We start from the raw sequence: 13,233 nt of genomic DNA, 5'->3' as shown, positions 1-13,233 counted from the left end.
TGCAGCGGCCTTCTTCTGGTTGCGCCAGCAGGAGTCGAACCTACGATGGGGGAGTCAAAGTCCCCTGCCTTACCGCTTGGCGATGGCGCATCATGCAAAATAGTATAGCATATTTTCCGCTGTTCCACAAGAGGTGCGCCGCATTTTTGCAGCTTTTTCTGTGCGCTGTCTGCCGCACTTGCGGCGGTTTGGGTCGGTTTTTGGGCTTTGCGGCCGGGGTCCTGCGTTTTCCATATCCTTCCATGTTTTTACGAAAGGCAAGTTTTGCGGGATGCGTTTTTCAAAAAACACAGTCCGCAGGGGGCACAAGATTCATATTGCAAAGGTGAAATTTATTTTTTCCTGATTTTTCTTATTATTTTCTCAAAAGACTGTATTTTTTGTTGCGGTTCTGGTACACTGGATGTGATAAAAATAAGTTGAAGAAACTACGCCGATGTCCGGGCTGTCCCCGGGCGGGGCAGTGTCTCCATCTTTGTGAAGGAAAGCGAGGGATCTCATGAAAAAATTCCTGAAAACGCTGGTGGTCGGGCTTTGCCTGTTCACGCTGCTGTGCTGCGCACTGCCGGCTGCATTTGCCGCCGACAAAACTTCAGGGAGCAAAAAGGAAGAGAACGTGTACGCCATTGGTATGGATGCCCAGGGCGGCATCTGCTCCACCGTGGTAACCTACACGAACCTGTCCGGCAAACTGGAGAGCACGCCCGAGCAGCCTACCATGACGGGCTACACCTTTGACGGCTGGTACACTGAGCCGGTGGGCGGCAGCAAGGTGACCACCTCCACCGTGTTCACCTCCGACGCCACCATCTACGCCCACTGGACTGCCAAGGTCGGTACTTCTACCGTGCCGCAGCCCACCACCCAGCCTGCCGCCACCCAGTGGCAAAAGTATGTAGGGCCTGCACTTGTGGCCGGTGCCCTGCTTACTACCCTGCTGGTCGCCACCATGTTCTGAACACTGCTGTAAACACAATGACACCATTGAAGAAAGGGATCTTACCATGACTACTTCTACCATGAAAATGCCCGCCAGCTATTCCGCTATCGAAGCCGAGGAGATGACCTATCTGGACGGCGGCGCCAGCAACGCTTATCAGTCCTTCCTGGACATCGGCAAGGTGTTCAACTACATTGCCCGCATCTTCTCCGGTGCAAGCTCCATCATCAACAACGTTAACGTCATCTACCAGTCCTTTGTATCGCTGAACAGCCTGCTGGGCAGCTTCGGCAAGTAAAAGCATCACCCCAAAGTTCAGATCCGGGAGCCGCGCTTTTTTCGAAAAGTGCGGCTCCCGTTTTTCGTACACGCTGTAATTCAGTGCATTACTGCGCAGTACTTCACGTTCCAGAATTGTGAACAAACTTTTTAAGCTTTTGGGGGGTCAGTGGCCGTTTTTTGGGCTTTTTCTATATAAAAAGCAAAAAAATGCGATATTTTTTCGGCTTTATCTCTTGATTTTGTGTCTGATTTGTTATATTGTTGTTACATGGAATGTGCTAAACTAAGATAGTTTATAAAAGGTCTCTCCCGCTGCGCAAATTGCGTGGCAACAAGTGAATTATCAGGCATTTCCTTTAAGTTGTTTCGGTATTTTCGAAAAAATTTTCGTTATCTTTACATTCGGGAGTTTGTACACAAATGGCAGATCGTGAACTGCGGCGGATGCACCGCGCTGAACTGATAGAGATCATCTATGCGCTGAAGCAGAGCGAGGACCAGCTCAAGGCGCAGAACGCCGCGCTTACCGCGCAGCTGCAGGACCGGCAGCTCCGGCTGGAAAGCGCCGGTTCCATCGCGCAGGCCGCGCTGGAGCTGAACAACGTGTTCGCCGCCGCGCAGGCCGCCGCCGATGACTATCTGCACTCAGTGCAGGCCAGTCTTGCGGACACCAACGCCACCGCCGCCAATACCCTTTCGCAGGCGCGCAGCGAGGCCAAGCGCATTCTGGAGCAGGCACAGGCAGACGCCGACAGCCTGAAAGCGCAGGCGCAGCAGGAATGCGACGCCATGACCGTCGCCGCCGCGCAAAAACGCACCCAGACCGAGGCCGACTGCAAGGCCATGGTAGAGCGCGCCGAGCAGGAGGTGCAGCAGCGCTGGCAGGCATTTGACCACAAGGCCAATGAGCTGCTGGACCAGTACCGCAGCACCGACGGTCTGCCTTCGGAGGAAACATGAAAAAACGCGATATCCGGTTTGCTTCCATCCCTTCCACCGAGGAAGTGGCCGCAGAACGTGAGCGTCTTGCGTACCAGAACCGCTACCAGCGGGTGCTGCGCAGTACGATCTATATTCTGGTGGTGGTAGCCGCAGTAGCTGTGCTGCTGGCTACGCTGTTTCTGCCGGTGCTTCAGGTCTCCGGCGACAGCATGTACCCTACATTAAATGATAAAGACATTATCCTGCTGGTAAAATCCAACCACATTGAAAACGGCGAGCTGTGCGGGTTTTACTGGCAGAACAAGCTGCTGCTCAAACGCATCATCGGGCAGCCCGGTGATGTGATCGATATGGACGTGAATGGCGTAGTCTCGGTAAACGGCGTGGCGCTGGACGAACCCTATGTGGACGCGCTGACCGTGGGCGAATGCGACATCCGGTTCCCCTATCAGGTGCCGGAAAACCGCTACTTCGTGCTGGGCGACCACCGTGCCACCTCCATCGACAGCCGCAGCAGCGTGATAGGCTGCGTTGAAAAAAGCCAGATCGTGGGCAGGGTTTTTCTAAGGGTATGGCCCTTGTCCAGCTTCTCGTTGATCCATTGACCCCGGGAGGAGGTATTTCGTTATGAACGACATTCTTAAAACGTACATGGAGCGGTTCCGTGAGAACCGGCACACCCTGCGGCGCTACACCGCATTTGTGCTGGCACTTGCCATGATCACCACCCTGTTCGTCAACTGGCAGCTGCATGGCGTGGGCATCTCGATGACCGCGCAGTACCAGTGCGGCGAGGAGGAGCACACCCACACCGCGGATTGCTACACCAAGGTGCTCACCTGCGGTTACGAGGAAGGCGAGCTTGAAAATGCGGACGAGCTGGCCGCCGCTGCTGCCACCAGCCAGCCCACCGTTGAGGCTGAGCCCGCGCCGCTGGCACTGGAGCCGCAGATCGAGTTTGTGCCCCACGAGCACACCGAGGACTGCTACACCGAGGTGCAGACCCTGACCTGCATGGAAGAAGAGCACGTCCACGGTGACGACTGCTTCGACCCTGAGGATGGCAGCCTGATCTGCGACAAATTTGAGCATACCCACGATGAAAACTGCTATACCACCGAGTACGAGCTGACCTGTGGACTGGAAGAGGGCGAGCTTGTGGAGCAGGTGGTGGAGCCCACCCAGAGCGCCGAGCTGGCGGCTATGGCTGTGGCCGAGCCTGTGGCACTGGAGCCGACGGTGGACACCGTGGAGCCCATCTACCACCACCACACTGACGCCTGCTACGAGGAAGTGCTTACCTGCCCCCTGCCGGAGCATCACCACACCGTAGCCTGCCTGAGCGACACCTCCGCCGACGTTGAGACCCCCGAGGAGTGGCAGGCCGCCAACGCCGAGGCCGTGATGACCGGCAACTGGGACGAGGACCTGCTCAGCGTGGCAAAGACCCAGCTGGGCTACGAGTAGAGCGAGAAAAACTTTGAGATCGACCCCGCAGACGGCGTGACCCTGCACTACTACTCCCGCTACGGCCAGTCTTACGGCAACCCCTACGGCGAGTGGGACGTGATGTTCCTCTCCTACTGCCTGAAGTACGCCGGTATCCCCCAGAGCGCCATCCCGCAGGAGGCCAGCGTGCTTTCCCTGCGCAGCTCCATGAGCGACATGGACTGGCTGCTGGACGGCGAGGACGGCAGCGCCGCCAATGTGGGCGACATCGTTATTTATAATAAGTATGTCACCCGCACCGTGGCTGTGGACAGCAGCGCCGATGGTGCAGCGGACGATCTGGACGACCAGTTCAGCATGGACGCTGAGGGTGAGAACGGCGCAGAGCTTGAGGAATCCGGCGCCGCTTCGTTGGATGCAGCCCCCGCCGCTGAGGATGCCCCCGCTGCCGACAGCGTGATCACCCCTGATCTCCCCGACACCGCCAACCCGGAGCAGCCCGCCGCAAAGCCGGCGGACAGCACCGGCACCTCTGCATCCGGCGCGGACACCCTTATCCCCAGCGTGGTGTCCCCCGCTGCCGAGCCGCAGACCACCACCGTGACCGATGCTGAACCGGTGGAGACCGTGGGCATCGTGAGCAGTGTGGACAGCGACGCCGGCACGCTGACCGTTATTTCCGGCGACGTGGACGGCAAGGTGGCTGAGGTCACGCTTTTCGATGCTGAGGTTCTGGCCGTGGTGGATGTTGCCGCCGCCCAGTACGCCAGCCAGCTGCCTACCATCTCCCCCAGCCGCCCGAACCGTGTGCCTGCACCGGCGGCAGGGGGAACCTATCTTGATTACTTTGTAGAAACGTCTGAGGGCACGAATAAGGGCGGCATTACCGATATCACCGTAAAGCAAGGTACAAAAGTTCTTAACCCGGAAGATCAGATCGAGTTGAAGGATGGCGATAAGCTTAGTCTGAACTACACCTTTAATATCCCTGAAAATGCCCTTAAGGATCTTACCACAAAAAACCTGACCTATCAGCTTCCCGCTGGGATTGAGCTATCTGAAAACAAGTCGTTCCCATTGGTCGACCAAAGCACCAATCAGGAAGTTGGTACCGGTGTAGTTGATACGAATGGTGTTGTCCAACTTACTTTCAATGAAGAGTTTGATACTTCAAAGCTTTTTACCGGACACTTTGATTTTGAGGCAGAAGCTTCCACAGTCGGCACTCAGGAAAGCAACACGATCCGCTTCCCGACCGGGCTGGAACTTATCGTCACGCTGCCGCGCGATCTGGCTATTGAAAAGGAGGGCTCTACCCCCGTTGTGGATAGTGACGGCACTACCTATATTGATTACACCGTCATCGTTTCCTCTAAGGATGGCTGGTCTCAGCCCATTGAAATTCTGGACGAGCTCCAAAACACTGAAACGATCGCCGGCGAATATGTAACCGACAGCTTTAAGCTGGTAAAGATCGATGCAAGCAACTCTGAGAGCGAGGTAACGGACTACAACAACTTTTTTAGCGCTGATAGCTTCCATATTACAGAGCTGAAAAAATTAGACTCCGGCGAAAGTTATCGGCTGACCTATCGCGTTAAGATAACCAAAAACACTGCTACAGGTGCCGGTCATTCTGAGTTCCAGAACCGTGCCCGTTCCAACAACGAAAATGATTGGAAGCGGTGGACGACTAATTTTGAAGATCGTATTTCGGTTTCTGGCAGTCAGTTCACGCCGACCAACAAGGAGACCGAAAGCTCCGGCTACGAGCTCCCCTCTACCGGCGGCACCGGTACACTCCCGTATACAGCCGTGGGCGGCACAATGATGCTGTCTGCGCTGGCATATAGTTTTATCCACCGCAAGCGCAGACGCGAAGGGAGAGCAGATGACTAAACTGCACTTTTCTGCTGGCGTGCCGGGGCTGAGCCCCCGCCCGCCCAGCGCAAAGTTTACGCGATGATCCGAACATAAACCACATCCCTCCCCCCTGCACAAAATGCAGGGGGAGGCAAGGGGCAAAAAAAAGAAAGGGGCTTTTCCATGAAAAAAGCAATGAAGAAACTCATGGCTGCTCTGCTGGCAGTTGCCATGGTGTGCGCCATGGCGATCCCGGCGTTTGCATACGACACTGAGGAGGACCTCAACCAACTCCACGGTTACAGCGCTTTCCAGATCTTCAAGGGTGTTATTAGTAAGGACAATGAGACGCTTTCCAACGTTGGGTGGGGCAGCAGCATCACTAAGCCTGACGAGTTTCTGGCGCAGTTGACGGCAGATCCTACCATCGGCGGTGAGTTTAAAACTAATTTCACTGCTCAGGACGTTCTTGCGGTTATCAGCAAATGGCATAATTCCGATGATTACAGCATCGCTTTTGCGCGCGTTGTATGCCACTATCTCTACCCGGATGCCAATGCAAACCCGAAACCCGTCATTACAGATCACACCGGTGGCATCAACATTCCAGAGTCAGGTTATTATCTGATCGTTGATACTACCTACTTTAACCTTCGCGATTTCTATCATGCCTACAATTCCTTCTTCCTGCTGAATGTTCCCCAAGCACCCTATGTCGTTTTAGTTAATCATAAGGTTGTAAAGCCCTATGTTGAGAAGGAAGTTTATGACAATCAGGATGGCACCAACGAAGCAGGTTTTTATTCCAGCGCTGACCATGCGATCAACGAAGAGTTCCAGTTCAAGCTGATTGCTACCTTGCCCGCAAGCAGAGACAATGGCCGTGCTTACGATTACTATGACGAGTACGCTGTTTTGTTCAATGATACCTTGTCCAAGGGCATTACTTATGACAGACTCGATAGTGTAGTCATTGAATCCAATGGCATTCCCTATGATATCACCGGCGATTCTTCGAAGTATACCATTGATACTACCGATCTTGAAAGTCATAACTATTTTGTGGTAGGCATTCCTGATGTCAAAACCTGTGTTGAAGATCCAAGGTTCAATTTGAATGACGGCGCGACTATTACGGTCACCTATACTGCACACCTGAACGACAAAGCCGCTGTCAATTCTACAAGTGGCTCTACCGATAACAAAAACAAAGTACAGCTCCAGTACTCTAATAACCCCAGAAACAGCGCATACTGGGGCTTCACTCCCGAAAGCGAAGTCCGTGTGTACACCTACCAGCTGAACAACACCAAGTACCGCGATGAAGTTAACGAGAACAACAAGCTGGAGGGCGCTGGCTTCCGTCTGTACAGCGATGCGGATTGTACGAATGAAGTGGAGCTCTACCAAGACGGCAAATTCTACTACCCCATCAAGAACGCAACCGGTAAAACCGCTGTTGAAATGAAATCCGCCGCTGATGGCACGTTCAACGTTAAAGGTCTGGACGCTGGCACCTACTACCTGAAGGAGACCAACCCTCCCACCGGTTACAGTGCCTGTGACAAAACTAAAATCGTCATTTCTGCAACGCACGACGAACACGATGTTAATCTGTCCGGTGAATCCAACCTGAATAATGAAATCATCAACAAAGCCAGCGGCATTACCCTGCCCTCCACCGGCGGCATCGGCACTACCCTGTTCTATGTGGTCGGCAGCGGCCTAATGGTTGCGGCCATCGTTCTGCTGGTCACCAAGAAGCGCATGGAGAACAAGTAAGCTCCATTTCCCCCAAGAACCCGGAGCAAAGGGGCTGCAAGGCCCCCGCTCCTATCCTTATAACATTAGGGAGTAGCCCATGAAAAAGAACAAAAGCACCATCATCCTGATCCTCGTCTTTTTCGTGGGTCTATCCGTGATGTTATACCCTACCCTCAGCGATTACGTCAACCAACTGCATCAGTCCCGTGCTGTGGCCACCTATGCCGAGGATGTGGACAATCTGACCGATGCCGACTACAGCGCCTACTTTGACGCCGCCGATGCCTTTAACGCACAGGTGGCCGCCAACAAAAACGCCCTTTACCGCCCGGATCAGCTTACCGGCTACAACGACACGCTGGATATTACCGGCACCGGCATTATGGGTTACATCACCATTTCCAAAATCGGCGTGGAGCTGCCCATCTACCACGGCACCAGCGACGGCGTATTGCAGATCGCCGCAGGCCACCTGGAGGGCACCAGCCTGCCGGTGGGCGGCGAGAGCACCCACGCGGTCATCTCGGCGCACCGCGGCCTGCCCAGCGCAAAGCTGTTTACCAACCTCGACCAGCTGGAAGTGGGCGATACCTTTACCATCACCGTGCTGGACCGGGTGCTCACCTACGAGGTGGACAAAATTTCCATCGTGCTGCCCACCGAGACCGATGAGCTGAAGATCGCCGAAGGCAAGGACTACGTCACCTTGATGACCTGCACCCCCTACGGCATCAACACCCACCGCCTGCTGGTACGCGGCCGCCGCGTAGAGACCCCGGATCAGTACAAGCACCTCCGCGTTACCGCCGAAGCGCTTAAAATTGAACCCATTATTGTTGCGCCCATTATGGCGCTGCCCATGCTGCTGATCTTGCTGATCGGTATGCTGATTTCCACACGCAAACCCAAGAAAACGAGAGGTGAAGAACATGAAAAGCATTGATTTGCGTCATCGTCTGGCGGCTGTGCTGCTGGCTATGTGCCTTGTGGTATGCTGCGCCCTGCCGGCGTTTGCCACCAGTGCCAACATTGTACTGGGGCGTCTGGGCTCGCTCCACGTCCGTCTGTACGACACCCACAACGATGTGCCCCTGCGCGGCGGCGAGCTTACCCTGTATCAGGTGGCCACCGTCAAGCGCACCAACGGCAACCTGTACTTTGACTATACCGGCGATTTTACGGGCTGCGGTGTCGTGCTGGGCGATCTTTCCGACAGCACGCTGGCAGACCAGCTGGTAAAGTATCTGCCCGCTGTGCCCGCCATTGCCGCCCAGCAGGACGTGAACGAAGAGGGCTATGCCAACATTACCAAGCTGCCGCAGGGTCTGTACTTGGTCGTGCAGACCGAGGCATCCCACGGCTACGAGGCCATCAAGCCCTTCCTTGTGTCCATCCCCATGCCCGATGGCGACAACTGGATCTACGATGTGGACGCCACCCCCAAGGTAGGCGCTACCATCCCGGAAACGCCGGACACCCCCGACACCCCGGATGTGCCCGATACGCCCGACACACCGGACACCCCCGATCTCCCGGAGCAGCCGGATAACCCGGATACGCCGGTGAGCCCGGACAGCCCTGATAACCCGGTAAGTCCCGGCAACCCGGACAACCCCGTAAGCCCCGAAAATCCGGATAACCCGGTCTCCCCTTCCAACCCCGATAAGCCTGTTCTGCCCCAGACCGGCCAGTTGAACTGGCCCGTGCCGGTGCTGGCCTGCAGCGGCGTGCTGCTGTTTGCCGCAGGCTGGGTGCTGAACCGTCAGGGCAAAAAGGAAAACTGACTTTGCACTCCTTTCTTTTCGGCACAGCGTGGCGTTGTGTACCGAATTTGCTCCCCCGCAAGGGGGAGCATTTTTTGTGCCCTTTCCCCTGCCGGGCGCAGCACGATTTTGAATGCGCTCCGCGTTGCTCTGCGCATAATCAGCGGAAAATATATTTTTAAATTTGCAATTCTGGAAAATCTGCGGATTTTCCAGAATTGCCTTTTCACGGGTGGGGTTTAGGCACGAACCCTCTCAGGCATCTCGCTTTGCTCGATGCCAGCTCCCCCGAAGGGGGAGCTTTTGGGGTGGAGCTGGCGAACGCAGTGAGCCTGAGGGGGTACACGCAAAAGAGCCGCCGTACAAAAAGTACAGCGGCTCTTGTTTTATGCAATCTGTATTAGGTTTTTACTGCTGCTGGGCGGCCCTTTTGGCTTCCAGAGCCAGAATGGCGTCGCGGCGGCTCAGGTTGATGCGGCCCTGCTGGTCGATGTCGGTCACCTTGACCACGATGGCATCGCCCACGGCAACCACGTCCTCTACCCGCTCCACGCGCTTGGTGTCCAGCTTGGAGATATGCACAAGGCCTTCCTTGCCCGGAGCGATCTCCACAAAGGCACCAAAGTTCATCAGGCGGGTCACCTTGCCCTTGTAGATGGCACCGATCTCGGGGTCCTCCACAATGGTCTTGATGGTAAAGATGGCGCGCTTTGCGTCCTCCTGATCCACAGCGGAGACGAACACATGGCCGTCCTCCTGCACGTCGATCTTGCAGTTGCAGGTAGCGCAGATATCCTGAATGACCTTGCCGCCCTTACCGATCACGTCCTTGATCTTGTCGGTGGGGATCATCATGCTGAACATCTTGGGTGCCCAGCGGCTCAGCTCCTGACGGGGCTCGGCGATCACCGGCTTGATGATCTCGTCCAGAATATACAGGCGGCCCTTGCGGCACTTCTCGAAGGCCTCGGCAATGATGTCGTAGGTCAGGCCGTCGATCTTGATGTCCATCTGGATGGCGGTGATGCCCTTGCGGGTGCCGCCAACCTTAAAGTCCATATCGCCGTGGAAGTCCTCCACGCCCTGAATGTCCAGCATGGTCATCCAGCGCTCGCCCTCGGTGATCAGGCCGCAGGAGATACCGGCAACCGGAGCCTTGATGGGCACGCCAGCGTCCATCAGTGCCAGCGTAGAGCCGCAGATGGAAGCCTGAGAGGTGGAGCCGTTAGAGCTGAGCACCTCGGACACGCAGCGGATGGTGTAGGGGAACTCCTCCAAGGAGGGCAGCACCGGCACCAGAGCACGCTCAGCCAATGCGCCGTGGCCGATCTCGCGGCGGCCGGGGCTGCGCGGTGCGCGTGCCTCGCCCACAGAGTACGGCGGGAAGTTGTAGTGGTGGATATAGCGCTTGGTCTGCTCGTCGGTCAGGTCGTCCATCAACTGGTTGTCCTTGGTGCCGCCCAGCGTGCAGGTGGTAAGCACCTGCGTCTGACCACGGGTGAACATACCGGAGCCGTGCACGCGGGGCAGGATGCCCACCTCTGCGGCCAGCGGGCGGATCTCGTTGATGCCGCGTCCGTCCACGCGCTTGCCCTCATCCAGCAGCCAGCGGCGCACCACGAACTTCTGCATCTTGTAGCTTACCAGATCCAGATCGGCGGCAGACAGGTCGGGGTATTCCTCAGCGATCTTGTCCATGATGGGCAGCAGGGCTGCGTCACGCACGTTCTTGTCGTCGGTGTCCATAGCGGCCTTGAAATCGTCCAAGTACTTATTCTGGATGGCGTGGAACACGTCCATGTCCAGACCCACCACCTGGAAGTCGATCTTCGGCTTGCCGCGCTCGGCCACGATCTTGTTGATGAACTCGATGATCTTCTTGATCTCAACGTGTGCGGTCTTGATGGCGGTCAGCATGGTGTCCTCGTCCACCTCGTTGGCGCCGGCCTCGATCATCACGATCTTATCCATAGTGGCGGCAACGGTCAGAGCAAGGTCGCTCACCTTGCGCTGCTCCTGGGTGGGGTTCAGCACGATCTCGCCGTCAACCAGACCCACCTGCACGCCGCCGATGGGGCCGTTCCAGGGGATGTCGGACACGGCGGTCACCAGAGAAGCGCCGATCATACCGGCGATCTCGGGGCTGCAGTCCGGGTCAAGGCTCATGACGGTCATGGTGATGCACACGTCGTTGCGCATCTCCTTGGGGAACAGCGGGCGCATGGGGCGGTCCACCACGCGGCTGGTCAGGATAGCGCGCTCACCGGGGCGGCCCTCACGGCGCATAAAGCTGCCGGGAATGCGGCCTGCGGCGTAGAGCTTTTCCTCGTACTCCACGTTCAGCGGGAAGAAATCCACGCCCTCGCGGGGCTTGGGGCTCATGACCACGTTGCACATCACGCAGGTCTCGCCGTAGCGGATCAGTGCGCTGGCATTGGACAGGCCACACATCTTGCCCATTTCAACCTTGAACGGGCGGCCGGCCAGCATGGTTTCGTAGACCTTGAAGTTGTCAAAGGTCTCTTTGCGGGAACCAAATTCGATTGCCATTGTTTCTGCCTCCTTGTTTTTCGGATCGTTCTATCCAAAAAGCCGTGGCGTGCGCATTATAGCAATAAATCCAGCGTCCCTGCCCGCAGGCACGGGCGTTCGATTTACTGCTGCAATACGCTGCCACCGCTATTTTGTGCGCATGGGATACATGGAGCTATACATAAAGCAAAGGGCAGGTACCTTTGCGGTACCTGCCCTCCGTTAAAATTACTTACGCAGACCCAGAGTTGCGATCAGAGCACGGTAACGCTCGATGTCCTTCTTCTGGAGATAAGCCAGCAGATTGCGGCGACGGCCAACCATCTTCAGCAGACCGCGGCGGCTGTGGTGATCGTTAGGGTTCTTCTTCAGGTGCTCGTTCAGCTCGTTGATGTGAGCGGTCAGCAGAGCGACCTGAACCTCGGGGGAGCCAGTGTCCTTCTCGGTCAGAGCGACTTTGGCCATAACTTCCTGCTTATTCATAATACAGTACCTCTTTCAAGTAATTTATCTGCCTATGGCACAGCGGCGGGAAACGGTTCTCCCAAAAACGGGCATACTCCCAGCCCCGTGCCACGGTAACAGATACAGTATACCAGATTGCACAGCAGATTGCAAGAAGATTTTTGTCCGCAAGCCTTAATTTTTTACAATGCCGCCCCAGTACAGCTGCACCTCCGGCAGCTTCTTTTTGCGCAGCAGAAACAGGGTGGGGATCAGGTACACCGCCACCGACAGCAGCCGCGAGGCATCGTAGCCGCTCACGCTCTCGGCCACACTGGTGGTGCCGTACAGCCCACCGATGAGCATGGCGGCAATGTCCATGGCGCTGTGCAGGAACACCGTCACCCACAGATTGCCGGTGCGGAAGTAGATGGCGGCCAACATCACGCCCAGCGAGGCCGCAAACACGCACTGCATCAGCACGCCAAAGGCTTCCGAGCCGAGCAGATTGCTCAGGTGCGCCGCGCCGAACAGCACGCCGGACACAAGGCAGGCCTTCCACACCCCGGCACGGGCGGTGCCGTAGCGCTCCAGCAGGGTCTGGGCAATGATGCCACGGAACACCAGCTCCTCAGCCACGCCCACAAGGATCATGTTCAGCATAAAGGTCAGGATGCGGGGCAGCGGCAGCAGCGGCGTGTCCGGGCGGTCAAAGGCCAGCGTCCCAACGGTCGTATACCCGATGAAGAACAGCGGGTACATGCCCACCAGCATTCCGTTCAGAAAGCCGCAGCCGCGCCGGTGCAACAGATCAAGTCTGCCGGTGCGGGCCAGCAGCAAAAGCGCCACCGCCAGCCCCACAGCCTCCTGCACAGAACCCAGCAGATAGCCGTCCATGGTGTCAAAATCCGCGCCTGCCGCTGCCAGCCCGATGGTAGCCAGCAGGCTGAACAAAACCATGCTGCCAAGGAACAGCACCTCGGACAGGATACAATAAAGAATGGGGTGCGCAGTGCGCAGCCGTTTGAGCATAAGTACAGCCCTCCCTATCAATGATAGCCCTATTCTACCACGATTCTCCCCAAAGCGATAGGGCGAAAATAAAGTGTGCTGCCGGGAGATCGGGGATCTGTGAACGGCTTGCAGCATCTTTTTACAGAAAGTTCATGTAAAAACGGGCTAAAATAGCCTTGCAGGTTTGACGTGTCTGCTGCTTTGGTGTATCATATACTTGTATTGTTATGCGCGATTCCG

At 56.5% G+C, this 13,233-nt stretch carries 12 protein-coding genes and 1 tRNA gene; 9 read left to right on the top strand and 4 right to left on the bottom strand.

Going from position 1 to position 13,233, the window contains the following annotated elements; all coding sequences use genetic code 11:
* Positions 1-16 precede the first annotated feature (16 nt).
* A tRNA-Gln gene (locus tag C7J97_RS09475) sits at positions 17-90 on the bottom strand.
* A 409-nt stretch (positions 91-499) separates the two neighbouring features.
* On the opposite strand from C7J97_RS09475, the gene C7J97_RS15500 reads away from it, so the two are divergent.
* The 9 genes from C7J97_RS15500 (at position 500) to C7J97_RS15010 (ending at position 9,024) form a co-directional block, all read left to right on the top strand.
* Positions 500-958, top strand: coding sequence for an InlB B-repeat-containing protein (locus tag C7J97_RS15500; protein ID WP_113992875.1), 459 nt, complete (start codon positions 500-502; stop codon positions 956-958).
* A gap of 46 nt (positions 959-1,004) precedes the next feature.
* A complete protein-coding gene (locus C7J97_RS09465) occupies positions 1,005-1,238 on the top strand; it encodes a hypothetical protein (RefSeq protein ID WP_223451920.1) in 234 nt (77 codons plus the stop codon).
* 404 nt (positions 1,239-1,642) lie between these two features.
* Complete coding sequence (locus tag C7J97_RS09460) at positions 1,643-2,182, top strand: hypothetical protein (protein WP_113992874.1); 540 nt, start codon at positions 1,643-1,645, stop codon at positions 2,180-2,182.
* Complete coding sequence (gene lepB / locus C7J97_RS09455; protein ID WP_113992873.1) at positions 2,179-2,769, top strand: signal peptidase I; 591 nt, start codon at positions 2,179-2,181, stop codon at positions 2,767-2,769. Before C7J97_RS09460 ends, lepB begins: the two co-directional genes overlap by 4 nt.
* A gap of 22 nt (positions 2,770-2,791) precedes the next feature.
* Entirely contained in the window at positions 2,792-3,631 is an 840-nt protein-coding gene (locus tag C7J97_RS15395; RefSeq protein WP_242983488.1) for a hypothetical protein, read from the top strand.
* A 36-nt stretch (positions 3,632-3,667) separates the two neighbouring features.
* Positions 3,668-5,512, top strand: coding sequence for an LPXTG cell wall anchor domain-containing protein (locus C7J97_RS15390; protein ID WP_242983487.1), 1,845 nt, complete (start codon positions 3,668-3,670; stop codon positions 5,510-5,512).
* Between the two features lie 147 nt (positions 5,513-5,659).
* A complete protein-coding gene (locus tag C7J97_RS09445; protein WP_113992872.1) occupies positions 5,660-7,258 on the top strand; it encodes an isopeptide-forming domain-containing fimbrial protein in 1,599 nt (532 codons plus the stop codon).
* 79 nt (positions 7,259-7,337) lie between these two features.
* Positions 7,338-8,183: a class C sortase gene (locus C7J97_RS09440; RefSeq protein ID WP_113992871.1), complete on the top strand. Its 846-nt coding sequence runs from the start codon at positions 7,338-7,340 to the stop codon at positions 8,181-8,183.
* Positions 8,170-9,024, top strand: coding sequence for an isopeptide-forming domain-containing protein (locus tag C7J97_RS15010; protein WP_113992870.1), 855 nt, complete (start codon positions 8,170-8,172; stop codon positions 9,022-9,024). Before C7J97_RS09440 ends, C7J97_RS15010 begins: the two co-directional genes overlap by 14 nt.
* Before the next feature lie 387 nt (positions 9,025-9,411).
* Here the strand turns inward: C7J97_RS15010 and C7J97_RS09425 are convergent, their stop codons facing one another.
* The 3 genes from C7J97_RS09425 to C7J97_RS09415 form a co-directional block, all read right to left on the bottom strand.
* A complete protein-coding gene (locus C7J97_RS09425; protein ID WP_005925050.1) occupies positions 9,412-11,553 on the bottom strand; it encodes a polyribonucleotide nucleotidyltransferase in 2,142 nt (713 codons plus the stop codon).
* A gap of 210 nt (positions 11,554-11,763) precedes the next feature.
* Positions 11,764-12,018, bottom strand: a complete 255-nt coding sequence (gene rpsO, locus C7J97_RS09420; protein ID WP_005925047.1) for a 30S ribosomal protein S15 — start codon at positions 12,016-12,018, stop codon at positions 11,764-11,766.
* Between the two features lie 156 nt (positions 12,019-12,174).
* Complete coding sequence (locus C7J97_RS09415) at positions 12,175-13,011, bottom strand: CPBP family intramembrane glutamic endopeptidase (RefSeq protein ID WP_113992868.1); 837 nt, start codon at positions 13,009-13,011, stop codon at positions 12,175-12,177.
* Positions 13,012-13,233 lie beyond the last annotated feature (222 nt).

Origin of the sequence: Faecalibacterium prausnitzii (genome assembly GCF_003324185.1) — a bacterium.
GTDB classification, from domain to species: Bacteria; Bacillota; Clostridia; order Oscillospirales; family Ruminococcaceae; genus Faecalibacterium; species Faecalibacterium prausnitzii.
Note: the sequence above shows the minus strand (reverse complement) of the source record. Positions and strands in the feature narration are given on the sequence as shown.

What these genes read in the sequence shown, in the direction of transcription:
- C7J97_RS15500 (WP_113992875.1), top strand. Translation starts at nt 500, where the DNA reads ATGAAAAAATTCCTGAAAACGCTGGTGGTCGGGCTTTGCCTGTTCACG.
- C7J97_RS09465 (WP_223451920.1), top strand. Translation starts at nt 1,005, where the DNA reads ATGACTACTTCTACCATGAAAATGCCCGCCAGCTATTCCGCTATCGAA.
- C7J97_RS09460 (WP_113992874.1), top strand. Translation starts at nt 1,643, where the DNA reads ATGGCAGATCGTGAACTGCGGCGGATGCACCGCGCTGAACTGATAGAG.
- lepB (WP_113992873.1), top strand. Translation starts at nt 2,179, where the DNA reads ATGAAAAAACGCGATATCCGGTTTGCTTCCATCCCTTCCACCGAGGAA.
- C7J97_RS15395 (WP_242983488.1), top strand. Translation starts at nt 2,792, where the DNA reads ATGAACGACATTCTTAAAACGTACATGGAGCGGTTCCGTGAGAACCGG.
- C7J97_RS09445 (WP_113992872.1), top strand. Translation starts at nt 5,660, where the DNA reads ATGAAAAAAGCAATGAAGAAACTCATGGCTGCTCTGCTGGCAGTTGCC.
- C7J97_RS09440 (WP_113992871.1), top strand. Translation starts at nt 7,338, where the DNA reads ATGAAAAAGAACAAAAGCACCATCATCCTGATCCTCGTCTTTTTCGTG.
- C7J97_RS15010 (WP_113992870.1), top strand. Translation starts at nt 8,170, where the DNA reads ATGAAAAGCATTGATTTGCGTCATCGTCTGGCGGCTGTGCTGCTGGCT.
- C7J97_RS09425 (WP_005925050.1), bottom strand. Translation starts at nt 11,553, where the DNA reads ATGGCAATCGAATTTGGTTCCCGCAAAGAGACCTTTGACAACTTCAAG.
- rpsO (WP_005925047.1), bottom strand. Translation starts at nt 12,018, where the DNA reads ATGAATAAGCAGGAAGTTATGGCCAAAGTCGCTCTGACCGAGAAGGAC.
- C7J97_RS09415 (WP_113992868.1), bottom strand. Translation starts at nt 13,011, where the DNA reads ATGCTCAAACGGCTGCGCACTGCGCACCCCATTCTTTATTGTATCCTG.